Source organism: Klebsiella sp. C283, assembly GCF_048822555.1.
GTDB classification, from domain to species: Bacteria; Pseudomonadota; Gammaproteobacteria; order Enterobacterales; family Enterobacteriaceae; genus Klebsiella; species Klebsiella quasipneumoniae.
Window position 1 is genome coordinate 143,451 of record NZ_JBMEZS010000012.1, and the last position, 24,200, is coordinate 167,650.

Consider the following 24,200-nt stretch of genomic DNA (forward strand, 5'->3'; position numbering starts at 1 on the left):
AAAATGGCGCCTTTCGGCGCCATTTTTATGCAGCAGATATTACTTCTTGATGCGGATTACCGGGGTTTCACCCACGGTCACGCTACCGGACAGTTTGATCAGCTCTTTGATCTCGTCCATATTGGAGATAACCACCGGAGTCAGGGTCGACTTGGCTTTCTCTTCCAGCAGCGGCAGATCGAATTCGATAACCGGGTCGCCGACTTTCACGCGCTGGCCTTCTTCAGCGATACGCTTGAAGCCTTCGCCTTTCAGTTCAACGGTATCAATACCGAAGTGAACGAACAGCTCGATGCCGCTATCAGATTCAATAGAGAACGCATGGTTGGTTTCGAAAATTTTACCAATGGTACCGTCTACCGGCGCGACCATTTTGTTGCCGGTCGGTTTGATGGCAATCCCATCGCCCACAATTTTTTCCGCAAAAACCACATCCGGCACGTCTTCAATGTTGACGATCTCACCGGAGAGGGGAGCAACAATCTCAATAGTTCCGGTGTCTTTCTTGTCATCAGAAACCAGAGATTTCAATTTATCAAACAAACCCATGATCTTCTCCTAAGCAGTAATTTGGGCCGCGCATCTCGTGGATTAGCAGATTGTTTTTTCTTCAATGAACTTGTTAACCAGCGTCATTAACTCGTCCGTTGTCGGTTGAGCAAGAGCCTGCTCTGCTAATACTTTCGCATCTTCGAAGTTCGTGTTACGAATAATCTTCTTGATGCGCGGGATGGAAATGGCGCTCATAGAGAATTCGTCCAGCCCCATACCCAGCAACAGAAGTGTAGCACGTTCATCGCCCGCAAGCTCACCGCACATGCCAGTCCATTTACCTTCAGCGTGAGAAGCATCAATAACTTGCTTAATCAGATTCAGTACAGACGGTGACATCGGCTGGTAAAGATGTGAAATCATATCATTACCACGGTCAACTGCCAGAGTATATTGCGTTAAATCATTGGTGCCGATACTAAAGAAATCAACTTCTTTGGCCAGATGACGAGCAATAGTCGCCGCAGCCGGTGTTTCCACCATCACGCCGATCTCAATGGATTCGTCAAATGCTTTACCTTCGTCACGCAGTTCCTGTTTGTAGATTTCGATCTCTTTCTTCAGCGCACGCACTTCTTCAACAGAGATGATCATCGGGAACATAATGCGCAGCTTACCGAAAGCGGAGGCACGCAGGATGGCGCGAACCTGATCGCGGAGGATCTCTTTACGATCCATCGCGATACGCACAGCACGCCAGCCGAGGAACGGGTTCTCTTCTTTCGGGAAGTTCATGTACGGCAGCTCTTTGTCGCCGCCGATGTCCATGGTACGCACGATAACGGCCTGAGAGCCACAGGCTTCAGCCACCGCTTTATAAGCCGCAAACTGCTCTTCTTCGGTTGGCAGCGCGTCGCGATCCATGAACAGGAATTCAGTACGATACAGGCCTACGCCTTCGGCGCCGTTGCGCTCAGCACCTTCGACGTCGCGAACGGTACCAATGTTGGCGCACACTTCAACCTGATGGCCGTCGAGAGTAATCGCCGGCAGATCTTTCAGTTTCGCCAGTTCGGCTTTTTCTTCCGCAACCTGAGCCTGCAGATTACGCAGCGCTTCAATTTGCTCGTTGGACGGGTTGATCAGAACCTGGTTGTTCACCGCGTCGAGAATCAGATAGTCGCCGTTTTTCACCTGCGCCGTGATGCTGCCGGTGCCCACGATGGCCGGCAGTTCGAGGGAACGCGCCATGATGGAGGTGTGGGAGGTACGGCCGCCCGCGTCGGTGATGAAACCCAGCACTTTTTTCAGGTTCAGCTGTGCGGTTTCTGACGGGGTAAGATCGGCGGCGACGAGGATGACTTCATCCTGAATCGCGCTCAGATCGATGATGGCCAGACCAAGGATGTTGCGCAGCAGGCGCTTACCGATATCACGTACGTCAGCCGCACGTTCTTTCAGGTATTCATCGTCCAGCTCTTCCAGGGCAGTGGCCTGACCGTCGATAACTTCATTGGCTGCCGCGTCGGCAGTCATATGCTTATCTTTAATCAGGGCTATGATTTCCTGCTCAAGCTCCTCATCTTCCAGCAGCATAATATGCCCTTCGAAGATGGCTTCTTTTTCTTCACCGAAAGTTTCACCAGCTTTGGTTTTGATGACCTCCAGCTGGGCGGAGGCCTTGGCGCGGCCGCTCAGGAAACGTTCGACTTCCTGATCAACCTTATCGGCAGAAATTTTCTTCCGGTCGATGACAATTTCATCTTCCTTCAGCAGCAGTGCTTTGCCGAAGGCGATACCCGGGGATGCTAAAATGCCTGAAATCATAACCCTACCTTACTTGTGACTGATATGAAAAAGAACCCGTGAACTTACTCGAGTTCAGCCATCAGTTTAACCAGATGCTCAACCGCTTTCTGTTCATCTTCGCCTTCCGCGGAGAGGGTTACTACGGTGCCCTGGGTCAGGCCCAGAGTCTGCAGTTTGAACAGGCTTTTGGCGCTGGCGCTTTTGCCGTTGGAGGTTACAGTGATCTCAGAAGTGAAGCCTTTAGCTTCTTTAACAAACTGAGCAGCAGGGCGGGTGTGCAGACCGTTCGGAGCGGTAATGGTAACTTCTTGCTGGAACATTATATTTCCCCAACTTATAGGTTTAGTGTTGTGGACCTAAAGTCTAGTCTAACGACTCGACTTTAGCCTGTATTGTTAGCGCCGGCGTTACGTTTCCGGCCTTGGCGTCGGCAGCGCCTGGCGCTGCGAAGACCTGCGGGCCATTGACGTCTAGCACGTCATTAAACATTATGCCGCGAAAGGAAGACTTGAACCAAATCATAAAATCGATTCAGCTGGCGGAAATCCTCTTCTGAATAATTTCGCGCATCAAAATAAATGTGCTGGTTAAATACCAGACCCTACGAGGTGAATCAATGCCAGGAGGGGTAAAACTTTGACGTATGCCACAAAAAAGCACCTGAAAAGGTGCTTTTTTACACATTATTTACAAGCTGGCACTACTGTTGCAGTTCTTTCTCGGTGAAGAGATCGGCAAACAGCGCGGTGCTTAAATAACGCTCACCCGAGGAAGGCAGGATAACCACAATATTCTTATTGGTAAAGGCTTCATCTTCTTGCAGCTTCAGCGCCGCGGCAACGGCGGCCCCGGAAGAGATACCCGCGAGGATGCCTTCTTCTTCCATCAGGCGGCGTGCCGTGGAGATCGCTTCATCATTGGTAATGCCGATCACTTTGTCCACCAGCTTCAGATCCAGGTTACCAGGAATGAAGCCTGCGCCGATGCCCTGAATTTTGTGCGGGCCCGGCTTGAGCTCTTCACCCGCCAGCGCCTGGGAGATAACCGGCGAATCGGTCGGTTCAACCGCGACGGTGAATAGATCTTTTTTGCCCTTGGTGTTTTTAATGTAGCGGCTGACGCCGGTCAGCGTACCGCCGGTACCTACGCCGGAGATGAAAACATCCACCTGACCGTCGGTGTCTTCCCAGATTTCCGGGCCGGTGGTCTTTTCGTGGATTTCCGGGTTAGCCGGGTTGCTGAACTGCTGCAGCAACAGGAATTTTTCCGGGTTGCTGGCGACAATCTCTTCCGCTTTCTGAATGGCGCCTTTCATGCCTTTGGCGCCTTCGGTCAGCACCAGGTTGGCGCCCAGCGCTTTCAGAAGCTTACGACGCTCGATGCTCATGGTTTCCGGCATGGTTAGCGTTAGCTTGTAGCCGCGAGCCGCCGCCACGTAGGCGAGGGCGATACCGGTGTTGCCGCTGGTCGGTTCGACCAGTTCCACGCCCGGTTTCAGCACGCCGCGCTTTTCAGCATCCCAGATCATATTGGCGCCGATACGGCATTTTACGCTAAAGCTCGGGTTACGAGATTCTACCTTTGCCAGGATACGGCCGTTACCGATGCGGTTCAGTCGTACCAGCGGCGTATGACCGATAGTCAGGGAGTTGTCTTCAAAAATCTTACTCATGGCCCGTCCTTAACTGTATGAAATTTGGGGGTACGGCATCAGCATACCCGCTTAAAGAATATGCGGAAGTAAGGATTTAGCATATCTATATGCGGAAGGGAAATAATGATGATCAAGAAGGAATAAGTGAGATATAAGGAGCGGCTTTCGCCGCTCCAGGGGAGGTGCTGCTGTTACTTCCAGCTGGCGTGTCTGTCGCGATAGCAATCGACCCACATGGCGGTGGCGCCGCAGATAGCCACCGGGAGGATCACCAGGTTTAACACCGGGATCATGGTGAACAGGCTGGTGAGCGCGCCAAACTGCATATTCATCACCTTGCGGCTGCGCAGCGCTTCGCGCATGGTCCTGAAGGGGACCTTGTGGTTATCGAAGGGGTAATCGCAGTATTGAATCGCCAGCATCCATGCGCTGAACAGGAACCAGAGTACCGGGGCCACCGTCTGGCCAACGCCGGGTATAAAGTAGAGCAGCAACAGCACGATGGCGCGGGGCAGGTACCAGGCCAGCTTCTGCCACTCACGCTTCATGATGCGCGGAATATCCTTCATGATGCCAAAGACGCCGACGTCAGGCGGGGTGGCGCCAGTCAGACGCGCTTCCAGCTGTTCCGCCAGCAGGCCGCTGAACGGGGCGGCAATCCAGTTGGCAATAGTAGAAAAGAAATAGCCAAACACCAGCAGGATCGACAGCACCACCACCGGCCACAGCAGGTAGTTTAGCCATTGCAGCCAGTCAGGCACATGGCTCATCAGCGAAGGGATCCAGCTGTCGAGACGGGTAAACAGCCACCAGAAAGCACCGCCCATCAGCAGCACGTTAACCAGTAAAGGCAGGAAGACATAACGACGTATGCCCGGCAGCCTGATGAGTTTCCAGCCCTGCGAAAAGTAGTATACGCCGCTACGCGGGGTCGGTGCGGATGATGAAACCATAGCCAGGCATTGCTCCTTTTTGAACATCCAGTGTGAATGCTCGCTTATTTTATCGGGTCGTCAGACAATAACCAGTTAGGAAATGTTCGAAAAAACAGCAAAAAGCACGATTTAGTTCATCTTTATGTGGTGAAAGCGACCGACGCACTTGCACTTGAGGTAATCGGCAAATACTCTTAGTGAGTAAATGTTTGCCGTGGTGGCAAGGTGTTAGAACAACAGAGAATATAATGATGCAGGATTTGCGTCTGATATTAATCATTGTTGGCGCGATCGCCATAATCGCTTTACTGGTACATGGTTTCTGGACCAGCCGTAAAGAACGTTCTTCGATGTTTCGCGATCGCCCACTGAAACGTATGAAGTCGCGCGACGATGAGTCGGAAAACGACGACTTTGATGATAATGTTGAAGGCGTAGGTGAAGTCCGCGTTCATCCGGTGACTCACGCTCCGCACGGCGCGCATGGGGAGCATGAAGCCCCTCGTCAGGCGCCACAGCACCAGTACCAGCCGCCTTACGAGCGCCAGATGCAGCAGCCTGTGCGTCCTGAGGAACCGGTTCGTCAGGCGCCGCCGCGCCAGGCCCCGGCACAACCGCAGGGGCAACCGTCTGCGCCGCATGCTGCTCCACAGCCTGGCTGGCAACAGCCGCAACCCGCGCAGCCGCAACACCAGCCGCAACCTGCTGTGCAACAGCCTGTCGCGCCGCAGCCGGTGACCCCGGCCGTCGCCCAGCCGCAGCCGGCCGCTCCGCAGCAGCCTGCGCCCCAGCCTGTTGCCGCGCCGCAGCCCGCGGTTGCTGAACCGCAGCCGACAGAGCCGCAGCAGCCTGCAGCGCCCCAGCCGAAAGAGCGTAAAGAGACGGTCATCGTGATGAACGTTGCCGCGCACCATGGCGCGCAGCTTAACGGCGAGGTGCTTATCAATAGCATCCAGCAGGCCGGGTTCAAGTTTGGTGAAATGAATATTTTCCACCGCCATCTGAGCCCGGACGGCAGCGGCCCGGTACTGTTCAGCCTGGCCAACATGGTGAAGCCGGGGACCTTCAACCCGGACAGCATGGCGGATATGATGACCCCTGGGGTGACTATCTTTATGCAGGTCCCTTCCTACGGTGATGAACTGCAGAACTTCAAGCTGATGCTGCAGTCTGCGCAGTATATCGCCGATGAAGTGGGCGGCGTGGTGCTTGACGATCAGCGTCGCATGATGACGCCGCAAAAACTGCGTGAATACCAGGATCGTATTCGCGAAGTGAAAGACGCGAACGCCTGACGTTCCGCGTTATCTCAACTCCTTCTCAACCCCCGCCTGTCGGGGGTTTTTTATCATTGATGGTGTGATATGGAACCGATCGAACAACAACTGACTGAACTGCGAACCACGCTTCGCCATCATGAATACCTGTACCACGTTATGGACGCACCGGAAGTGCCCGATGCGGAGTATGACCGGCTGATGCGCGAGCTGCGCGAGCTGGAGAGCCAGCATCCGGAGCTGATTACCCCGGATTCACCGACTCAGCGCGTGGGGGCGGCGCCGCTGACCGCCTTCAGCCAGATCCGCCATGAAGTGCCGATGCTGTCGCTGGACAACGTGTTTGACGAAGAGAGCTTTCTGGCCTTCAACAAGCGGGTGCAGGATCGCCTGAAAAGCACTGACCCTCTCATCTACTGCTGCGAGCTGAAGCTCGACGGCCTCGCGGTGAGCATTCTCTACGAAAACGGCGTGCTGGTGCAGGCGGCGACCCGCGGCGACGGCACCACCGGCGAGGACATTACCTCTAACGTGCGAACCATCCGCACCATCCCGCTCAGGCTGCATGGCGATAATATTCCCGCACGCCTGGAAGTGCGCGGGGAAGTGTTCCTCCCGCAGGCCGGGTTCGAAAAAATCAATGAAGAAGCTCGACGCACCGGCGGAAAAGTGTTTGCTAACCCGCGCAATGCGGCGGCGGGCTCGTTGCGCCAGCTGGACCCGCGCATCACCGCGAAGCGACCGCTTACTTTCTTCTGCTACGGCGTTGGGGTGCTGGAGGGCGGTGAGCTGCCGGCCAGCCACTCGGCCCGTTTACAGCAGTTTAAAGCATGGGGATTACCGGTGAGCGATCGCGTCACCCTTTGTCATACCCCCGAGGAAGTGCTCACTTACTATCGTAAAGTCGAGGAAGATCGTCCCCATCTGGGCTTTGACATTGATGGCGTGGTGATCAAAGTCGATTCGCTGGCGCTGCAGGAGCAGTTAGGTTTCGTGGCCCGCGCGCCGCGCTGGGCCGTGGCCTTTAAGTTCCCCGCCCAGGAGCAGATGACTTTCGTCCGGGACGTGGAGTTCCAGGTGGGCCGCACCGGGGCGATTACGCCGGTGGCGCGCCTGGAGCCGGTCCATGTCGCCGGCGTGCTGGTGAGTAATGCCACGTTGCATAATGCCGATGAGATCGAACGCTTAGGCTTGAAAATCGGCGACAAGGTGGTGATTCGCCGGGCAGGCGACGTGATCCCTCAGGTGGTCAACGTGGTGCTTTCCGAACGCCCGGCAGATGCCCGGGATGTTGAATTCCCGACCCACTGCCCGGTCTGTCAGTCCGACGTTGAGCGAGTGGAAGGCGAGGCGGTAGCCCGCTGTACCGGCGGCCTAATCTGCGGCGCGCAGCGTAAAGAGTCGCTCAAGCACTTTGTCTCCCGTCGCGCGCTGGACGTTGACGGCATGGGCGACAAGATCATCGACCAGCTGGTGGAGAAAGAGTACGTCCATACCCCGGCGGATCTGTTCCGGCTGACCGCAGGGAAACTGACCGGGCTGGATCGGATGGGGCCGAAGTCCGCGCAAAACGTGGTCAACGCTCTCGAGAAAGCCAAAGAGACAACCTTTGCGCGTTTCCTCTACGCCTTAGGCATTCGCGAGGTAGGAGAAGCGACGGCGGCGGGCCTGGCGGCGCATTTCGGCACCCTCGAGGCCCTGGAGCAGGCTTCCATTGAGGAGCTGCAGAAGGTCCCTGATGTCGGCATTGTGGTCGCCACCCATACCTTCAACTTCTTTGCCGAAGAGAGCAACCGCGATGTCATCGCGCAGCTGCTGGCGGAAGGGGTCCACTGGCCGGCGCCGGTGGTGGTGAAGGCGGAAGAGATTGACAGCCCGTTTGCAGGCAAAACCGTCGTCCTGACCGGCAGCCTCAGTCAGCTGTCGCGGGATGACGCCAAAGCGCGTCTGGTGGCGCTGGGGGCGAAGGTGGCGGGCAGCGTCTCGAAGAAGACCGATCTGGTGATTGCTGGCGAAGCGGCGGGTTCTAAGCTGGCGAAAGCGCAGGAGCTCGGCATCGAGGTGATTGACGAAGCCGAAATGATGCGTCTGCTGGGAGAATAACGTGGATAAAGCGCAGCTGGTCGAGATCGCCAATACTGAGATGCCGTTCGGTAAATACAAGGGGCGTCGTTTAATCGATGTCCCGGAGGAGTATTTATTGTGGTTTGCGCGCAAGGATCAATTCCCTGCCGGCCATCTCGGCGAGCTGATGGCGCTGACCCTGCTGATTAAAAGCGAGGGGCTGAGCGATCTGGTCCAGCCCCTGAAGAAAGCGCGTTAAGCTTTGGCGGCGTTGGCCTTTTCCTGAGCGAGACGCGCATCGGTTTGCTGTTTATAGCGCCGCGCCAGCACCGCGCAGACCATCAGCTGGATTTGATGGAAGATCATCAGCGGCAGCACCATGATGCCGAGGATGGAGGTCGGAAAGAGAATATTGGCCATCGGGATGCCGTTGGCCAGGCTCTTTTTCGAACCGCAGAAGACGATGGTAATTTCATCGGCTTTGTTAAAGCCGCAGCGGCGGGCGACGAACACATTGACCGCGATGACGATGGCCAGCAGCACCAGGCTGACCACCACGATAAACAGCAGCGATCCCAGACCCACTTTATGCCAGATGCCGTTCACCACCGCTTCGCTAAAGGCGGAGTAAACCACCAGCAGAATCGAGGTCTGGTCGGTCTTACCAATCCACTTCTTATGCTTCGCCACCCAGTTGCCGATCCACGGCCGCGATAAATGGCCGAGCACGAAAGGCAACAGCAGCTGCAGCATGATCTTTCCGACCTGCTCGAGGCTACCGCCTGCGCCATGAAGGTTCATCAGGGCACCCACCAGCAGCGGTGAAACAAAGATGCCCAACAGGCTGGAGGCCGAGGCTGAGCAGACCGCCGCCGCGACGTTGCCTCCGGCCAGCGAGGTGAAGGCGATGGCGGATTGCACGGTGGCCGGCAGAATGCACAAATAAATAAAGCCGCTGTAGAGCATCGGATCGACCTTCACCGGCGCCCACCAGGCAAACAGGACCCCCAGCACCGGGAAGAGAATAAAGGTGCTGCACATCACCCAGAGATGCAAACGCCAGTGGCTGCCGCCGGCGATAATTGCCTCCCGGGAGAGTTTGGCGCCGTGCATAAAGAACAGCAGGGCGATGGCGGCGGTGGTCAGATGTTCAAAGAAGGGGACGAAAGCGCCCCGGGCCGGGAAGAATGAGGCCAACAGGACAACGGTGACCAGGGTTGCCGTAAACGGATCGAGAATGCGGAAAAGTTTCATAAACGCTCCTGAAAAGAGATGCGTTATTGTGCTTTTTTTGATTTGAGAAATAAAATTGATTTATTGCATCTATTCATGAATAAAAAAGATGAATTACTCTCTGCGTCAGTTAAAAGTATTTGTTACCGTCGCCCGCGCCAGGAGCTTTAGCCGGGCGGGGGAGATGATTGGCTTAAGCCAGTCGGCCGTCAGCCACAGCGTCAAGGAGCTGGAGCATCAGACCGGGGTCCGTCTCCTCGACCGTACCACCCGGGAGGTGGTCCTCACCGAGGCGGGTCAGCAGCTGGCAGGCAGGCTGGAGCGTTTGCTCGATGAGCTGGCGGTGACGCTGCGCGATGCCGGTCGGGTAGGCCAGCAGCTGAGCGGCACCGTCAAGGTTGCCGCCAGTCAGACGATTTCCGCCCACCTTATTCCCCAGTGTATTGCCCACAGCAATCGTCGCTATCCTGATATCGATTTCGTCCTGCACGACCGGCCCCAGCAGTGGGTGCTGGAGAGTATTCGCCAGGGGGAAGTGGATTTCGGCATTGTGATTGACCCTGGCCCGGCGGCGGACCTGCAGTGTGAAGTGGTCCTGGCGGAACCTTTTTTGCTGCTCTGCCGGGAGGATCATCCTTTTGCCAGCCTGACTGAAGTGCCATGGCAGGCGCTACAGGATGAGAGACTGATCCTGCAGGACTATGCCTCCGGCAGCCGTCCGCTGATTGATGCGGCTCTCAGCAGGCTGGCTGTCCGGGCGAACATTGTGCAGGAGATTGGCCATCCGGCAACGCTGTTTCCGATGGTTGAGTCGGGAATTGGCATCAGCGTACTGCCGGCGCTGGCGCTGCCGTTACCGCAGGGAAGCCATCTGGCGGTGAAGCGACTCACTCCGATAATGGAGCGGCAGCTGATGCTGGCATGCCGGAAAAATCGCTCGCTGTCGACCGCCGCCCAGGCCTTATGGGAAATCGTGCGAGAAGAAGGGGAGAATCTCACCGCCGCCAGGGTTGAAGATCCGCTGTATCAGCGTTGATAGCGGTTTATCGCCACGGGGAGGCTCGTGGCCAGAGCGTGCGTTCCGCGCATAGCAAAAAGGCGCCTTTAGGGCGCCTTTTTACATTGGCGGGTCGTGCAGGATGACTCGGCTTCACCTCGCCCTTCGGGCCGTCACCGCAAGCGGCTCCGTTGTCTCACTGCGTTCGACCCGAACCTGCTGCAGGTTCGAATCGTTGAGTTCCGCGCATAGCAAAAAGGCGCCTTTAGGGCGCCTTTTTACATTGGTGGGTCGTGCAGGATGACTCGGCTTCACCTCGCCCTTCGGGCCGTCGCCGCAAGCGGCTCCGTTGTCTCACTGCGTTCGACCCGAACCTGCTGCAGGTTCGAATCGTTGAGTTCCGCGCATAGCAAAAAGGCGCCTTTAGGGCGCCTTTTTACATTGGTGGGTCGTGCAGGATTCGAACCTGCGACCAATTGATTAAAAGTCAACTGCTCTACCAACTGAGCTAACGACCCGAAGTGGTGGGTGATGACGGGATCGAACCGCCGACCCCCTCCTTGTAAGGGAGGTGCTCTCCCAGCTGAGCTAATCACCCACTTCGGTACTTCACATTTTGACAGAAAATCCAGCTGGCGAGAAAGTGGTGGGTGATGACGGGATCGAACCGCCGACCCCCTCCTTGTAAGGGAGGTGCTCTCCCAGCTGAGCTAATCACCCACTTCTCAATTTTCTGTTCTACACGGCGGAGACTACGTTAAGTAGTGGTGGGTGATGACGGGATCGAACCGCCGACCCCCTCCTTGTAAGGGAGGTGCTCTCCCAGCTGAGCTAATCACCCCCGCTGTGTGGAGTCGCATTATAGGGAGAGTTGAAAATGAGTCAACGCCTTTTCTAAAGAATTCGTTCGTTCGTCGTAAAATTAAACAAAGCGATCGCAAAACCGGCGTCATAGCATGATTTATAAACAAAAACGGCAAACCGCGACGTTCCGACGGGAACAACATTGAGGAATCAGCCCACGGTGTTAGAATATTGACCCATAATTTCCACCGGACATTGCCGGCTATCGGCATCTTTATTAAACGTAAGGCCAATTCATGAAAATCAAAACTCGCTTCGCGCCAAGCCCAACCGGCTATCTGCACGTTGGCGGTGCGCGTACTGCTCTCTATTCCTGGCTTTTTGCCCGTAACCACGGCGGTGAGTTTGTACTGCGTATTGAGGACACCGATCTCGAACGCTCCACCCCGGAAGCAATTGAAGCCATCATGGATGGCATGAACTGGCTGAATCTGCAATGGGACGAAGGTCCCTATTACCAGACCAAACGTTTCGATCGTTATAACAACGTGATCGATGAGATGCTGGAAGCCGGTACCGCTTATAAATGCTATTGCTCGAAAGAGCGTCTGGAAGCGTTGCGCGAAGAGCAAATGGCGAACGGTGAGAAGCCGCGTTACGATGGACGCTGCCGCCATAGCCACGAGCATCATGCCGACGATGAGCCGTGCGTGGTACGTTTCGCCAACCCGCAGGAAGGGTCGGTTATTTTTGACGATCAGATCCGCGGACCTATCGAGTTCAGCAACCAGGAGCTGGACGATCTGATCATTCGCCGTACCGATGGTTCCCCGACCTACAACTTCTGCGTCGTAGTGGATGACTGGGACATGGCGATCACCCACGTGATCCGTGGTGAAGATCATATCAACAACACGCCGCGCCAGATCAACATCCTTAAAGCGCTGAATGCGCCGGTGCCGGTATACGCGCACGTATCGATGATCAACGGCGACGATGGCAAGAAACTCTCCAAACGCCACGGGGCGGTCAGCGTGATGCAGTATCGCGACGATGGCTACCTGCCGGAAGCGCTGCTGAACTATCTGGTGCGTCTGGGCTGGTCCCATGGCGATCAGGAGATCTTCACCCGCGAAGAGATGATCGAGTTCTTCTCGCTGGGGGCGGTCAGCAAATCCGCGAGTGCGTTCAACACCGACAAGCTGCTGTGGCTGAACCATCATTACATCAATACGCTGCCTGCGGAGTATGTGGCGACGCATCTGCAGTGGCATATTGAGCAGGAAAATATCGATACCCGCAACGGTCCGCAGCTGGCCGAGTTGGTGAAGCTGCTGGGCGAGCGTTGCAAAACGCTGAAAGAGATTGCCCAGAGCTGCCGCTACTTCTATGAAGAGTTCGCTGAATTCGACGCCGACGCGGCGAAGAAACATCTGCGTCCGGTAGCGCGTCAGCCGCTGGAAGTCGTCCGCGACAAGCTGGCGGCGATTAGCGACTGGACGGCGGAAAACGTCCACCACGCGATTCAGGCGACCGCTGATGAGCTTGAAGTGGGCATGGGTAAAGTCGGTATGCCGCTGCGCGTGGCCGTTACCGGTGCAGGGCAGTCTCCTGCGCTTGACGTTACCGTCCATGCAATCGGCAAGTCCCGTAGCGTAGAGCGTATCAATAAAGCGCTGGCTTTTATCGCTGAGCGCGAAGGCCAGGCGTCCTGACGGGGACGTAGATGATATAACGGCAGGATACCCCTGCCGTTTTTTTGTCTGTTACGCCGGGCTGGCGATGCCGAGGCGGGCAAGAAAACCGCTAATCCCTTCCCGGGCCAGCAGGTCGCGGAGCTGCAGCTGTTCTGCCGGAGTCATCAGTTGCAGGGTTTCTGTGATTTGCCGCCAGATCGCGTCCGCTTCATTGACCAGGTAAGCGCCTGGCGATTCCGCGAGATGATTGTCGCTAAACAGATGGCGTCTGGCGGGAATGTTCGTCAGAAACTCGCGCACCGGTTGGTCGATGACCACCAGCCGCGCTCGTCCCCCTTTGACGCCGGGTATCGTTTCCGTGCGCCATTTCTTCTCACGAACCCAGCGATTGATCGTTTGTCTCGCCAGCCCCAGGCAGTCGGCAAGTTCTGCGGGCGTCATTTTATCTTTTAGTTTCATCATGGTTTACCGATCGCGGATCCCTAACCGAAGCAGTAACCCGGTGATCCCCTCGCGTAACAGCAGCGACATAAGCTGCTTCTGCTCGCTGGGAGTGAGCTCTTTACAGAGGGTCAGCAGCAGCGATTCCAGGTCGCTGTCGTGGGGAGAATAGGTGCCGGGCGTCTCCGCCACGCGCTGGGCGCTGCGGATAAACTCCCTGACTTGCTCATTGACATGGACCAGGCGCGCCTTACCGCCCTGGACGCCAGGCCGCGGAGAGGTCTGCCAGCCTTCTTTCCGCACCCACTTATTGATAGTTTGCCGGCTGTAGCCGGTCAGATGGGCGATTTCTTCAGGTGTCATTCGTTCCTTGAGCATACTATTTCCTGAGTAAATGTATGGGAATTAGCTGTCCATGTTATAGCATCCTTTTACTGGAAAAGGTGACCTGTTTAACTTCTGGCTGCGATAAGGCTCGCAATCTCAGCAGGTTGCCTGCTTTTTCAGCGATTGAATCGAGAAGGATAATTTTGCCGTTGACACCTGAGCGAGGAATTCATATTATGCCGCCCGTCAACACGACACGCTTTACGTTACGGGGCTATAGCTCAGCTGGGAGAGCGCTTGCATGGCATGCAAGAGGTCAGCGGTTCGATCCCGCTTAGCTCCACCAAATTCTGCACCCAGCGGATTTGGTTCGTAAAGAGGTCCTGTGGGGCTATAGCTCAGCTGGGAGAGCGCTTGCATGGCATGCAAGAGGTCAGCGGTTCGATCCCGCTTAGCTCCACCAAAATTCAGAACCCTCGCTTCGGCGGGGGTTTTTTTTATCTATTTTCATGTAAAGCACTTTCTGGTTACGTCAGTTAATCTCCAGCTATTAAAATCGAAAGTAATTTCAGACTTTTTCCTGATAATTCACCTTGCTTGCCCTAAATAAGCAACATAACATTTCCCCCATTAAACGTAATGAGGTTGCCGGAGTTTTAATTAACAATAATGGTTGATAAAATTAACATTAATATCAAAAAAACTCTGTTGGCCTTTATCGTCTGTTTAGTCGTTATTCCGCTGGCTCGTTTTATTTCACCGCAAACGGTTATTGATGGCAATCTTATTTATATTGCCTGGCTGCCAATCAGCGTAATGTTTTCTGTTATTTTTATCTTTGGTCGCTATGCGATTGCACCATTAATTCTCGCATTTGCCATTACCAATAGCCTGATAATTAAATTAACGCTACCGCAGGCGTTTATCTTACTCTTTTGTCAGCTGTTTGCGGTGTTCGTCTCCTGCGCTATTCTAAGACTGATGGTGGGTAAGCGCTGGCGCTGTGGTCCAACGGCGAAACATATGGGGGCGCGGATCTTCTGGGGCGGGTTCTTCGCGCCGGTGCTGCTGAAAATCACCATGTACCTCGCCGGACAATATTTTGCGTTTCCCCTATCTATTACCAGCTATTTTGGTAGTATGCCGTTGATTTACACCGTAATAGATATTCAAAGTTTAATCAGCGCAGCATTAATTTTTACCACCTTTTTATATTATCCAATGCGGATGATTATCAATCCACGCTACGCTCGACGATTCTGGCGGCAGGAATGTTTACCGTGGCTGGCAGCAAAATATCGTTCCTTTACGCTATATTGGTTTATTGCGCTGGCGGTGATATTAACGCTATTGTGTGCGCCGTATCAGTCTGAATTTATTGCCGGTTATTTAGTTCCGGTGATTTTTATCGTCTACTTTATCGGGATTAGCCGGATTGGTCATGCGCTGCTGCGTATTTCATGGTCGGTCTCGGCTTTTTTACTGGTGGTGTATAACAAAAACTTTCTCCAGGGCGTCCAAAGCGAGTATTCATTATCCTTTGTGCTGTCAGTGTTGATCTCCTTTACTATCTGTTTGTTTTATATGGCAGACACCTATGCCCGCAGCGATCGCAATAAACGCCGCTGGCGTAGTCAGGCGGAAGAAGATCCGCTGACTGGCTTGCCTAACCTGCGCGCGCTGGAGAGCCATTTACAAAGCTGTCCGCAGCAGGTTATCTGCAGCCTGCGTATTCATAATCTCGACTTTCTCAGCAGGCATTATGGCCTGATGATGGGGGTGGACTGTAAACGGCAGATTATTCGGGCGCTGCAACCGCTGCTGGGGGCGGCGGATAAAGTTTTCCAGGTGCCGGGCAGCGAACTGATCCTCGTGCTTGACGGACCGGAGCCTTCATCCCGTTTGCACCATATGGTCGCGGTTCTCAACCACAAAAAATTCAGCTGGCACAATCAGTCGCTGGATCTGGAGTTTGGCGCGGCCTGGGGCCGCGACGACGGTCAGCGCGAGGGACTTCACCAGATGCTGGGTCAGCTAAGCTGGCTTTCCGAACAGGCGGGCAGCGAACGTCGGGTGCTGGCGCTGGATGAGGAGCAGGAGCTGGTGGTGGATCAAACCACCGAGCAGGTGCGCCTCCTCATGCGCGTCAAGCAGGTGCTCAAAGAGCGGGCGCTCATGCTCTATGCGCAACCGATTCAGAACAGGGAAGGGGAGGGATATCATGAGATCCTTACCCGGATGCGCTGTGGCGATAGCGTCATTATGCCCGATCAGTTTATCCCGTTGATTGTGCAGTTTAACCTCAGCCAACGTTTCGACATGCTGGTGCTGGAGACCTTGTTCAGCATGCTTCATCAGCACGCTGGCCAGCGATTCTCGGTCAATCTGCTGCCTGCAACCCTGATGCAAAAGGATAGCGCCGCGCAGATTATCGCGCTGTTTCAACGCTATGCGGTCTCACCAGACCTTATCACTATTGAAGTCACTGAAGAGCAGGCCTTTTCCAATGCCGACATCAGCCGGCAAAATCTTGAAGCACTGCGCGCGTTTGGCTGCGCCATCGCCATTGATGACTTTGGCACCGGATATGCGAACTATGAACGACTGAAGCATCTCCAGGCCGATATCATCAAGATTGACGGCTGCTTCGTCCGCGACATCCTCACTGACCCGCTGGACGCCATTATGGTGAAATCGATTGTCGAGATGGCGCGGGCGAAACGGATGAGCGTGGTGGCGGAATATGTCGAAAGCGAACCGCAAAAAGCGCGCTTGCTGGAGCTGGGGGTGAATTATCTGCAGGGCTACCTGGTGGGCAAGCCTCAGCCGCTGGGCGAATGACGGGTAAAAAAAAGCCGGGCATCGCCCGGCTCAGATGACTGGCGCCTGTTACAGAACCAGAGCCGCAATAGAAGCAGACAGGACGCTGACCAGCGTGGAGCCGTAAACCAGCTTCAGACCGAAGCGAGAAACCACGTTGCCCTGTTCTTCGTTCAGACCTTTGATCGCCCCGGCGATGATGCCGATAGACGAGAAGTTGGCGAAGGAGACCAGGAAAATAGAGATAATGCCTTCCGCGCGCGGGGAGAGCGTCGAGGCGATTTTCTGCAGATCCATCATGGCGACGAATTCATTGGAGACCAGCTTGGTAGCCATAATACTGCCCACCTGCAGCGCTTCGCTTGCCGGCACGCCCATCACCCAGGCGACCGGGTAGAAGATATAGCCAAGGATCCCCTGGAAGGAGATGCTGTAGCCGAACCAGCCGGTCACAGTGGCGAACAGGGCGTTCAGCGCGGAGATCAGCGCGATGAAGCCGATCAGCATCGCCGCCACGATAATCGCGACTTTAAAGCCCGCCAGAATGTACTCGCCCAGCATCTCGAAGAAGCTTTGACCTTCGTGCAGATTCGACATCTGCAGATTTTCTTCACTCTCTTCCACACGGTACGGGTTAATCAACGACAGAACGATAAAGGTGCTGAACATGTTGAGCACCAGCGCCGCGACGACGTACTTCGGCTGCAGCATGGTCATGTATGCGCCAACGATGGACATCGATACGGTGGACATCGCGGTCGCCGCCATGGTGTACATACGGTTGCGCGACATTTTGCCGAGAATATCTTTATAGGCAATAAAGTTTTCCGACTGGCCTAGGATCAGCGAGCTGACGGCGTTGAAGGACTCCAGCTTGCCCATGCCGTTGATTTTCGACAGCACGGTACCGATGGCGCGAATAACAATCGGCAGGATGCGAATATGCTGCAAAATACCGATCAACGCGGAAATGAAGACGATAGGGCACAGAACCTTAAGGAAGAAGAAGGCCAGACCTTTGTCGTTCATGCTGCCGAACACGAAGTTTGTCCCTTCGTTGGCAAAGCCGAGAAGTTTTTCAAACATCTCGGAGAAGCCTTTCACAAAACCCAGACCAATATCGGAGTTCAGGAAGAACCAGGCCAGCAGGACTTCAATGACAAGCAGTTGAACAACATAACGAATACGGATCTTTTTACGGTCATGACTGACCAACAGGGCCAGTATAGCCACCACAACGATCGCGAGGACAAAATGCAAGACGCGGTCCATAGTTGCTCCAAATATGAGGCAGGTTAAATTTCCGTGCACATTCTATGCAACGGCTTTAAAGAAAACGAGATCAATTGCACACTATTGCAAGGAACTGTGACCAATGGCAAAAATAGTGATCAAACATCCACTTTTGTTATGTTACGTAAAGGTTTTAAAAGTTGCATTCTTGTACTACTCTTAATAGCGGGCGCGATCGGGTTTACTGACGCCCGTTTTTCATTTCCGGCCAGCAATTGTTCCCTCCTATCACAGCAATCATTATCTCCATTCTAAATGAACTTGATAATCATTCGCATTTTGATAGCATGAAACATAGCAAAGGCTATATTTCCAGAGGCAGAAGATGACTAGCAGTCGCGTTGAGAATAGCAGTAGTCGCGCCGCGCGCAAGGTGAAGCTCGCCTTAATGGGGCCAGCTTTCGTCGCTGCCATTGGCTATATCGATCCGGGTAATTTCGCCACGAATATTCAGGCTGGCGCCAGCTTTGGCTATCAGCTGCTGTGGGTGGTGGTATGGGCCAACCTGATGGCAATGCTGATCCAGGTGCTCTCTGCCAAACTCGGCATTGCCACCGGTAAAAACCTGGCCGAGCAGATCCGCGACCATTACCCGCGCCCGGTAGTGTGGTTTTACTGGGTGCAGGCGGAAATCATCGCCATGGCCACCGACCTGGCCGAATTTATCGGCGCTGCGATTGGCTTTAAGCTGGTGCTGGGCGTATCGCTTCTGCAAGGGGCGGTGCTGACCGGGGTGGCGACCTTCCTGATCCTGATGCTGCAGCGGCGCGGACAAAAACCGCTGGAGAAGGTGATTGGCGGCTTGCTGCTGTTTGTTGCCGTCGCCTATGTCGTTGAGTTGATCTTTTCCCAGCCCGCGCTGGCTCCCCTGACCAAAGGGCTGGCGATCCCTACGCTGCCCAACGGCGAGGCGGTATTCTTAGCCGCCGGGGTGCTGGGGGCCACCATTATGCCGCACGTGATCTACTTACACTCCTCGCTTACCCAGCACCTGCACGGCGGGACGCGAAAAGAGCGCTATAACGCGACCCGCTGGGATGTGGCGATCGCCATGACCATTGCCGGGTTCGTCAACCTGGCGATGATGGCGACCGCCGCGGCGGCATTCCATTTCAATGGCCATACCGGCGTCGCCGATCTTGATCAGGCTTACAGAACGCTGGAGCCGCTGCTGAGCCATGCGGCGGCGACCATCTTTGGCCTCAGCCTGGTCGCTGCAGGTTTATCATCGACGGTGGTGGGGACTCTCGCAGGTCAGGTGGTCATGCAGGGCTTCATTCGCTTTCATATTCCGCTGTGGTTTCGCCGGGCGGTCACTATGCTGCCGTCGTTTGTCGTCATTCTGCTGGGGCTGGATCCAACGCGCATCCTGGTGATGAGTCAGGTGTTGCTGAGCTTTGGTATTGCGCTTGCCCTGGTACCGCTGCTGATATTTACCAGCAATGCAAAGCTAATGGGAGACCTGGTGAATACCCGCTGGGTGAGAGGCATCGGCTGGGCGATAGTCGCGATTGTGGTGAGCCTGAACGGCTGGTTAATTGTGGGATCGCTGCTCGGGGTGGATTAATGGCCTCCTGATGCGGAATAAAGCGAAGGGGAGCCGATGGGCTCCCCTTTTCGTCTGTTAGTGATGGCCATGTCCATGACCGTGACCACGCCCGCCGGGACCACGTCCCCAGCCGCCGCGGCGATCGTCGCGGTCGCTCCAGCCCGCGCGATAGCCGCGCTCCCAGGCTTTATCTCTGCCTTTGTACCAGCCTTTGTGCCAGCCGTTGTCATGACGATGCCAACGGTTATCACGCCATTCATAGTGACGACGCCAGTAATCACGGTCGCGCCAGCTGCCACCGTCCCAGTAGTTACCGTAATTGTCACGATCGCCAATTTGTAATTTTATCGATGGCAACAGGGTGATTTCACCAGCGTTAGCGACTAATGGCGCTGCGGCCAGCAGTACTGCTGCCAGAATCAGTGACCTGAACATACTCTTCTCCTTCACGATCGGGGCCCTAAGCGGCCTGTTAACGTGATATTACGGGCCGGTAAAGACCTATCGCATCGGATGAACTCCGAAAGCACAGAAAAGAGCACTTTTTGCTAAAGTAACATTTGCTTTACAGCGCCAGGATGGCATCAATCGCGGCGCACTCTTCGGCGCTGAAATGACGATGTTTCAGCATTCCGACAGCGTCATCCAGCTGGGCGGTTTTGCTGGCGCCGATCAGCACGGAGGTGACTTTCTCCTCGCGCAGCACCCAGGCCAGCGCCATCTGCGACAGCTTCTGCCCCCGTGCTTCCGCCAGCGTATTCAGCTGACGAATTTTTTCTAATCTGGCGCTGGTCAGCTGCTCCGGCTGCAGAAAACGACTGCTGCTGGCGGCACGTGAGTCTGCCGGAATGCCGTTGAGATAGCGGTCGGTGAGCTGTCCGCCGGCCAGCGGTGAAAACGCTATACTTCCCACCCCTTCCGTCTGCAAAAAATCCAGCAGCCCCTCTTCCACGCCGCGTTCAAACATGGAGTAGCGGGGCTGGTGAATGACGCAGGGGGTGCCGAGATCGTTAAGGATCTTCACCGCCTCCCGCGCCTGGGCCAGCGGATAGTTGGAGATGCCGACGTACAGCGCTTTACCCTGGCGGACAAGGTGATCAAGCGCGCGCATCGTTTCCGTCAGCGGTGTCTCCGGGTCCGGGCGGTGATGATAAAAAATATCGACATATTCCAGCCCCATGCGCTGCAGGCTCTGGTTAAGGCTGGCCACCAGATATTTGCGTGAACCCCAGTCCCCGTAAGGGCCGTCCCACATGGTGTAGCCCGCCTTGGTGGAGATGATCAACTCATCGCGATAGGGCAGGAGCGCCTCTTTGAGGATGCGGCCAAAATTGCTCTCCGCCGAGCCCGGCGGCGGCCCATAGTTGTTGGCCAGGTCGAAATGGGTAATGCCGAGGTCAAACGCGTGCTGGAGCATCTGCCGGCTGGTTTCCACCCGCGTTTCATCGCCAAAGTTATGCCACAGACCGAGAGAAATTGCCGGCAGTTGAAGGCCGCTGCGGCCGCAGCGACGATAGGCCATCGTTTGATATCGCGTGGTACTTGCCTGGTAAACCATTCTTCCTCCGCAGATAAAACAGGGTGTGTATACGTTTACACTAATCAATGTTCTGCGTGGAGTACATCGCTTTTTCGGCGTAATTATTGCTTTACACTGCCTTTAACGCCCCCTTTCTGGACAGGCGGATCGCTTATTCAATACTCAAATTACACCTGCGCCAAAATGAGGAAAATGGATATGCAACCGACTTACACTATTGGGGATTATCTGCTGGATCGCCTCGTCGACTGCGGTATTGACCGCTTGTTCGGCGTGCCGGGAGATTACAACTTACAGTTTCTCGACCGGGTCATTGCGCACAATGCGTTGGGGTGGGTCGGCTGCGCCAACGAGCTCAATGCGGCCTATGCTGCTGACGGTTATGCACGCATTAAGGGAGCCGGTGCGTTACTAACAACCTACGGCGTCGGCGAACTGAGCGCCCTGAACGGCGTGGCGGGCAGCTATGCGGAGCATATTCCGGTATTACATATCGTCGGCGCGCCCTCCACTGGCGCTCAGCAGCGCGGCGAACTGCTGCATCACACCCTGGGCGACGGCGATTTCCGCCATTTTGCGCGGATGAGCGAGCAGATCACCTGTAGCCAGGCGCTGCTGACCGCCGGCAACGCCTGCCATGAGATCGACCGTGTTCTGCGCGATATGCTGACGCATCATCGGCCTGGCTATCTGATGCTGCCGGCCGATGTCGCCAGAGCGGCAGCGATTGCCCCAGCGCAGCGCTTGCTGGTGGAGGCCGCTCCGGCGGATGAAAACCAGCTCGCCGGATTCTGCGAGCATGCCAGCCGCCTGCTGCGGGGCAGTCGACGCATCTCCCTGCTGGCGGACTTCCTCGCGCAACGCTATGGCCTGCAAAACACGCTCCGGGAGTGGGTGGCGAAAACCCCCGTCGCCCACGCCACCATGCTAATGGGCAAGGGGCTGTTCGATGAGCAGCAGAGAGGTTTTGTCGGCACCTACAGCGGTATCGCCAGCGCGCCGCAGACCCGGGAGGCCATCGAAAACGCTGACACCATCATCTGCATCGGCACGCGCTTCACCGACACCATCACCGCAGGATTCACCCAGCATCTGGCGCGGGATAAGACGATAGAGATCCAGCCCTTCGCGGTCAGGGTGGGCGATCACTGGTTCAGCGGCGTGCCGATGGATCAGGCACTGGCTGCGCTGATGACCCTTTCCGCACCGCTGGCGGCGGAGTGGGCTGCGCCTCAGGTCGTGGCGCCGGAAGTGGAGGAGGGGGCCGACGGCGAACTCACTCAGAAAAATTTCTGGGCGACGGTGCAGGGGGCGCTGCGTCCCGGCGATATTATTCTCGCCGACCAGGGTACGGCCGCCTTCGGCATTGCCGCGCTGAAGCTGCCGTCAGAGGCGTCGCTGATCGTCCAGCCGCTGTGGGGCTCGATTGGTTTTACCCTCCCGGCCGCCTATGGCGCGCAAACCGCGGCGGCAGAGCGGCGGGTGGTGCTGATCGTCGGCGATGGCGCCGCCCAGCTGACGATTCAGGAGATGGGCTCTATGCTGCGCGATAAGCAAAAGCCGCTTATTCTGCTGCTGAATAACGAAGGGTATACCGTGGAACGGGCGATTCACGGCCCGGAGCAGCGCTACAATGACATTGCCCTGTGGGACTGGCGACGCCTGCCGGAAGCCTTCGCCCCGGACGTTGCCTCGCGCTGCTGGCGGGTTACGCACACCGATGAGCTACGGGAGGCGATGGCGGAGAGCATCACCTCCGATACGCTCACCCTGGTGGAAGTGATGCTGCCGAAAATGGATATCCCCGATTTCCTGCGCGCGGTGACGCAGGCGCTGGAGGAACGAAACAGCCGCGTTTAGTCGGTATGGTGTCTGGCAATCATCAAGGGCCTCCCGGCCAGCAGCAGCCAGGCCGGGAGCATCACAATGCACAGCAGCGGCAGCAGCGTGGTGTCCGGCACCACCACGGCGGCCATAAACAGGCTCAGCCAGCCGTCGCGGGTGACGACCAGCACCATGCCGAGGATCGCGCAGGAGACGGTGATCGCCGCCGGCACGGCGTCCACGTGGGCATGCAGCATCAGCCCCAGCGCCACGCCGACGAAGACCGCGGGGAAAATCCGCCCGCCGCGAAAGCCGCAGGCCGAGGCGAGAACCAGCGCAGCCAGTTTAACCAGCGCGATGAGCAGATAATCCGAGGCGGTCAGCGTCTGGCTGAAAGCCAGCTGCTGCATCTCATCCAGCCCCTTAAACAACGTTAAATGTCCGCCAATTGTCCCGAGGATCCCTAACAGCAAGCCGCCGAGGCCCAGCGTCAGGATCGGGTTTTTCAGGCGATGCATCAGCGTGTGCAGGCGCGGCAGACACCAGACGGCGACCATACCGACGGCGATAGCGATCAGGGCGACGATCATGCCGCTGACGATATCGACGAAGTGCATCTGGCTATAGTGTGGGAGCGGCAGCGTGAAGTGGGGGTGGAAAAACAACCCGGTCGTCAGCGCGCCCGCAGCGGCGGCAAGCATCGGGGCAAACAGACGATCCCATAGCGGCGACTCGTTGCTGCTGTTGAGGGTTTGCGAAAAAATCAGCGCGGCGGCCACCGGGGTGCCGAAGAGGGCGCCGATGGTGCCTGAGGCCGCGAGAATGGTCCAGTCCAGAGAGCTGACCCGCGGGAACAGTCGGGAGCCGACGGCGACGGCCAGCGCAATATTCACCACCATAATCGGATGCTCCGGGCCGAGGCTGACGCCGCCGGCGAGGCCAAGGATCAGCGCCGCCAGCAGCCCGGGCAGCGCGCCGGTGGCAATAGGCGCGCCGATTAACGACTCGGTCGCCGGGTCCGGCCCGGCATGCCCCGGGCTGTAACGGACGACCAGGCCCACCGCGATCCCCGTCGCCGTGAGAATGGCGATGATCCACAGCGGGTTCTCGGCGCTCACTCCAAACTGCACAGGCAAATTGCTCCACAGGATGCGCTGCAGCAACGCGGCAATCTTCATCGCGCCGATCAGGATCAGACTGGAGGCGATGCCAATCAGGATAGCCGGCACCGACAGGATCAGCATTGTTCTGGCGCAAGGATGGAGCATGAAAATGTCCTTGTTAAAGTTCAGGAGCACTACTTTGCCTTTGTCGGCGGGGACCGTCGATGCAAATGGTGCTGAAACGATAAAGTTAAGGCGGCGTCTGATACCCGTGGCCTCGTTAATAGGCTACTTTGCATTGATTACAAACTAAATGTGACCTGTGTCGCTAAACAAGGGGC

At 56.2% G+C, this 24,200-nt stretch carries 20 protein-coding genes, 6 tRNA genes and 2 other RNA genes; 10 read left to right on the forward strand and 18 right to left on the reverse strand.

All coding sequences use genetic code 11. From position 1 onward, the window contains the following. Positions 1 to 39 precede the first annotated feature (39 nt). The 5 genes from crr to cysZ all read right to left on the reverse strand — a co-directional run bounded on the left by crr (position 40) and on the right by cysZ (position 4,908). Complete coding sequence (gene crr, locus ACOI7Z_RS22745) at positions 40 to 549, reverse strand: PTS glucose transporter subunit IIA (protein WP_000522253.1); 510 nt, start codon at positions 547 to 549, stop codon at positions 40 to 42. 42 nt (positions 550 to 591) lie between these two features. Next, a complete protein-coding gene (gene ptsI / locus ACOI7Z_RS22750; protein ID WP_004201998.1) occupies positions 592 to 2,319 on the reverse strand; it encodes a phosphoenolpyruvate-protein phosphotransferase PtsI in 1,728 nt (575 codons plus the stop codon). 44 nt (positions 2,320 to 2,363) lie between these two features. Beyond that, positions 2,364 to 2,621, reverse strand: coding sequence for a phosphocarrier protein Hpr (gene ptsH / locus ACOI7Z_RS22755; protein WP_002913505.1), 258 nt, complete (start codon positions 2,619 to 2,621; stop codon positions 2,364 to 2,366). Positions 2,622 to 3,001: 380 nt separating this feature from the next. Further along, a complete protein-coding gene (gene cysK / locus ACOI7Z_RS22760; protein ID WP_023290592.1) occupies positions 3,002 to 3,973 on the reverse strand; it encodes a cysteine synthase A in 972 nt (323 codons plus the stop codon). 173 nt (positions 3,974 to 4,146) lie between these two features. After that, positions 4,147 to 4,908 (reverse strand): sulfate transporter CysZ, encoded by a 762-nt coding sequence (gene cysZ, locus ACOI7Z_RS22765; RefSeq protein ID WP_023290591.1) that lies wholly within the window; start codon positions 4,906 to 4,908, stop codon positions 4,147 to 4,149. 230 nt (positions 4,909 to 5,138) lie between these two features. Here cysZ and zipA point away from each other — a divergent pair, with 230 nt between their 5' ends. From zipA to ACOI7Z_RS22780, 3 genes are all read left to right on the forward strand, one after another. Further along, a complete protein-coding gene (gene zipA, locus ACOI7Z_RS22770) occupies positions 5,139 to 6,185 on the forward strand; it encodes a cell division protein ZipA (protein ID WP_170927820.1) in 1,047 nt (348 codons plus the stop codon). 69 nt (positions 6,186 to 6,254) lie between these two features. Continuing rightward, on the forward strand, positions 6,255 to 8,270 hold the full coding sequence (ligA, locus tag ACOI7Z_RS22775) for an NAD-dependent DNA ligase LigA (RefSeq protein ID WP_032453683.1): 2,016 nt from the start codon (positions 6,255 to 6,257) through the stop codon (positions 8,268 to 8,270). 1 nt (position 8,271) lies between these two features. After that, positions 8,272 to 8,490, forward strand: coding sequence for a DUF3820 family protein (locus ACOI7Z_RS22780; RefSeq protein WP_004202007.1), 219 nt, complete (start codon positions 8,272 to 8,274; stop codon positions 8,488 to 8,490). Here the strand turns inward: ACOI7Z_RS22780 and ACOI7Z_RS22785 are convergent. Beyond that, positions 8,487 to 9,485 carry a bile acid:sodium symporter family protein gene (locus ACOI7Z_RS22785; protein WP_023290588.1) on the reverse strand — a complete coding sequence of 333 codons (999 nt, stop codon included), beginning with the start codon at positions 9,483 to 9,485 and terminating at the stop codon, positions 8,487 to 8,489. The two genes, ACOI7Z_RS22780 and ACOI7Z_RS22785, sit on opposite strands and share 4 nt — an antisense overlap. Positions 9,486 to 9,573: 88 nt before the next feature. Between ACOI7Z_RS22785 and ACOI7Z_RS22790 the strand changes: the two genes are divergently transcribed. Further along, a complete protein-coding gene (locus tag ACOI7Z_RS22790; protein ID WP_032453682.1) occupies positions 9,574 to 10,500 on the forward strand; it encodes a LysR family transcriptional regulator in 927 nt (308 codons plus the stop codon). Positions 10,501 to 10,587: 87 nt separating this feature from the next. Here the strand turns inward: ACOI7Z_RS22790 and ACOI7Z_RS22795 are convergent. The 6 genes from ACOI7Z_RS22795 to ACOI7Z_RS22820 form a co-directional block, all read right to left on the reverse strand. Further along, positions 10,588 to 10,723, reverse strand: a non-coding RNA gene (locus ACOI7Z_RS22795) — RtT sRNA. Between the two features lie 22 nt (positions 10,724 to 10,745). Further along, positions 10,746 to 10,881: non-coding RNA, RtT sRNA (locus ACOI7Z_RS22800), on the reverse strand. A 22-nt stretch (positions 10,882 to 10,903) separates the two neighbouring features. Beyond that, positions 10,904 to 10,979, reverse strand: a tRNA-Lys gene (locus ACOI7Z_RS22805). 4 nt (positions 10,980 to 10,983) lie between these two features. Beyond that, positions 10,984 to 11,059 (reverse strand) — tRNA-Val (locus tag ACOI7Z_RS22810). A 46-nt stretch (positions 11,060 to 11,105) separates the two neighbouring features. Further along, positions 11,106 to 11,181, reverse strand: a tRNA-Val gene (locus ACOI7Z_RS22815). Positions 11,182 to 11,226: 45 nt separating this feature from the next. Then, positions 11,227 to 11,302 (reverse strand) — tRNA-Val (locus ACOI7Z_RS22820). 259 nt (positions 11,303 to 11,561) lie between these two features. On the opposite strand from ACOI7Z_RS22820, the gene gltX reads away from it, so the two are divergent. Beyond that, positions 11,562 to 12,980 (forward strand): glutamate--tRNA ligase, encoded by a 1,419-nt coding sequence (gene gltX / locus ACOI7Z_RS22825; RefSeq protein ID WP_004202014.1) that lies wholly within the window; start codon positions 11,562 to 11,564, stop codon positions 12,978 to 12,980. 51 nt (positions 12,981 to 13,031) lie between these two features. On the opposite strand, the gene ACOI7Z_RS22830 is transcribed toward gltX, so the two are convergent. After that, complete coding sequence (locus ACOI7Z_RS22830; RefSeq protein ID WP_023290586.1) at positions 13,032 to 13,424, reverse strand: MerR family transcriptional regulator; 393 nt, start codon at positions 13,422 to 13,424, stop codon at positions 13,032 to 13,034. Positions 13,425 to 13,427: 3 nt separating this feature from the next. After that, a complete protein-coding gene (locus ACOI7Z_RS22835; RefSeq protein WP_004202017.1) occupies positions 13,428 to 13,781 on the reverse strand; it encodes a YfeC-like transcriptional regulator in 354 nt (117 codons plus the stop codon). Between the two features lie 219 nt (positions 13,782 to 14,000). Between ACOI7Z_RS22835 and ACOI7Z_RS22840 the strand changes: the two genes are divergently transcribed. From ACOI7Z_RS22840 to ACOI7Z_RS22850, 3 genes are all read left to right on the forward strand, one after another. Further along, positions 14,001 to 14,076, forward strand: a tRNA-Ala gene (locus ACOI7Z_RS22840). Positions 14,077 to 14,117: 41 nt separating this feature from the next. Beyond that, a tRNA-Ala gene (locus ACOI7Z_RS22845) sits at positions 14,118 to 14,193 on the forward strand. Positions 14,194 to 14,399: 206 nt separating this feature from the next. Beyond that, the gene (locus ACOI7Z_RS22850; RefSeq protein ID WP_087849550.1) at positions 14,400 to 16,571 is read left to right on the forward strand and encodes an EAL domain-containing protein; all 2,172 of its coding nucleotides are present in this window, start codon (positions 14,400 to 14,402) and stop codon (positions 16,569 to 16,571) included. Between the two features lie 48 nt (positions 16,572 to 16,619). Here the strand turns inward: ACOI7Z_RS22850 and nupC are convergent, their stop codons facing one another. Beyond that, positions 16,620 to 17,822, reverse strand: a complete 1,203-nt coding sequence (gene nupC / locus ACOI7Z_RS22855) for a nucleoside permease NupC (RefSeq protein WP_012540950.1) — start codon at positions 17,820 to 17,822, stop codon at positions 16,620 to 16,622. Between the two features lie 346 nt (positions 17,823 to 18,168). Between nupC and ACOI7Z_RS22860 the strand changes: the two genes are divergently transcribed. Further along, positions 18,169 to 19,410: an Nramp family divalent metal transporter gene (locus tag ACOI7Z_RS22860; protein WP_004202021.1), complete on the forward strand. Its 1,242-nt coding sequence runs from the start codon at positions 18,169 to 18,171 to the stop codon at positions 19,408 to 19,410. Between the two features lie 57 nt (positions 19,411 to 19,467). Here the strand turns inward: ACOI7Z_RS22860 and ACOI7Z_RS22865 are convergent, their stop codons facing one another. Continuing rightward, complete coding sequence (locus ACOI7Z_RS22865; protein WP_023290584.1) at positions 19,468 to 19,827, reverse strand: DUF2502 domain-containing protein; 360 nt, start codon at positions 19,825 to 19,827, stop codon at positions 19,468 to 19,470. 130 nt (positions 19,828 to 19,957) lie between these two features. Further along, positions 19,958 to 20,950 carry an L-glyceraldehyde 3-phosphate reductase gene (gene mgrA, locus ACOI7Z_RS22870; RefSeq protein ID WP_023290583.1) on the reverse strand — a complete coding sequence of 331 codons (993 nt, stop codon included), beginning with the start codon at positions 20,948 to 20,950 and terminating at the stop codon, positions 19,958 to 19,960. A gap of 180 nt (positions 20,951 to 21,130) precedes the next feature. Here mgrA and ACOI7Z_RS22875 point away from each other — a divergent pair, with 180 nt between their 5' ends. After that, complete coding sequence (locus ACOI7Z_RS22875) at positions 21,131 to 22,792, forward strand: alpha-keto acid decarboxylase family protein (protein ID WP_032453679.1); 1,662 nt, start codon at positions 21,131 to 21,133, stop codon at positions 22,790 to 22,792. Here ACOI7Z_RS22875 and ACOI7Z_RS22880 read toward each other — a convergent pair. Beyond that, entirely contained in the window at positions 22,789 to 24,024 is a 1,236-nt protein-coding gene (locus ACOI7Z_RS22880) for an ion channel protein (RefSeq protein ID WP_420702444.1), read from the reverse strand. The genes ACOI7Z_RS22875 and ACOI7Z_RS22880 overlap by 4 nt on opposite strands. Between the last annotated feature and the right edge of the window lie 176 nt (positions 24,025 to 24,200).

Bases quoted from the DNA above. Each gene is read 5' to 3' on its own strand.
- crr (WP_000522253.1), bottom strand. From the start codon at position 549: ATGGGTTTGTTTGATAAATTGAAATCTCTGGTTTCTGATGACAAGAAA.
- ptsI (WP_004201998.1), bottom strand. From the start codon at position 2,319: ATGATTTCAGGCATTTTAGCATCCCCGGGTATCGCCTTCGGCAAAGCA.
- ptsH (WP_002913505.1), bottom strand. From the start codon at position 2,621: ATGTTCCAGCAAGAAGTTACCATTACCGCTCCGAACGGTCTGCACACC.
- cysK (WP_023290592.1), bottom strand. From the start codon at position 3,973: ATGAGTAAGATTTTTGAAGACAACTCCCTGACTATCGGTCATACGCCG.
- cysZ (WP_023290591.1), bottom strand. From the start codon at position 4,908: ATGGTTTCATCATCCGCACCGACCCCGCGTAGCGGCGTATACTACTTT.
- zipA (WP_170927820.1), top strand. From the start codon at position 5,139: ATGATGCAGGATTTGCGTCTGATATTAATCATTGTTGGCGCGATCGCC.
- ligA (WP_032453683.1), top strand. From the start codon at position 6,255: ATGGAACCGATCGAACAACAACTGACTGAACTGCGAACCACGCTTCGC.
- ACOI7Z_RS22785 (WP_023290588.1), bottom strand. From the start codon at position 9,485: ATGAAACTTTTCCGCATTCTCGATCCGTTTACGGCAACCCTGGTCACC.
- ACOI7Z_RS22790 (WP_032453682.1), top strand. From the start codon at position 9,574: ATGAATTACTCTCTGCGTCAGTTAAAAGTATTTGTTACCGTCGCCCGC.
- gltX (WP_004202014.1), top strand. From the start codon at position 11,562: ATGAAAATCAAAACTCGCTTCGCGCCAAGCCCAACCGGCTATCTGCAC.
- ACOI7Z_RS22830 (WP_023290586.1), bottom strand. From the start codon at position 13,424: ATGATGAAACTAAAAGATAAAATGACGCCCGCAGAACTTGCCGACTGC.
- ACOI7Z_RS22835 (WP_004202017.1), bottom strand. From the start codon at position 13,781: ATGCTCAAGGAACGAATGACACCTGAAGAAATCGCCCATCTGACCGGC.
- ACOI7Z_RS22850 (WP_087849550.1), top strand. From the start codon at position 14,400: ATGGTTGATAAAATTAACATTAATATCAAAAAAACTCTGTTGGCCTTT.
- nupC (WP_012540950.1), bottom strand. From the start codon at position 17,822: ATGGACCGCGTCTTGCATTTTGTCCTCGCGATCGTTGTGGTGGCTATA.
- ACOI7Z_RS22860 (WP_004202021.1), top strand. From the start codon at position 18,169: ATGACTAGCAGTCGCGTTGAGAATAGCAGTAGTCGCGCCGCGCGCAAG.
- ACOI7Z_RS22865 (WP_023290584.1), bottom strand. From the start codon at position 19,827: ATGTTCAGGTCACTGATTCTGGCAGCAGTACTGCTGGCCGCAGCGCCA.
- mgrA (WP_023290583.1), bottom strand. From the start codon at position 20,950: ATGGTTTACCAGGCAAGTACCACGCGATATCAAACGATGGCCTATCGT.
- ACOI7Z_RS22875 (WP_032453679.1), top strand. From the start codon at position 21,131: ATGCAACCGACTTACACTATTGGGGATTATCTGCTGGATCGCCTCGTC.
- ACOI7Z_RS22880 (WP_420702444.1), bottom strand. From the start codon at position 24,024: ATGCTCCATCCTTGCGCCAGAACAATGCTGATCCTGTCGGTGCCGGCT.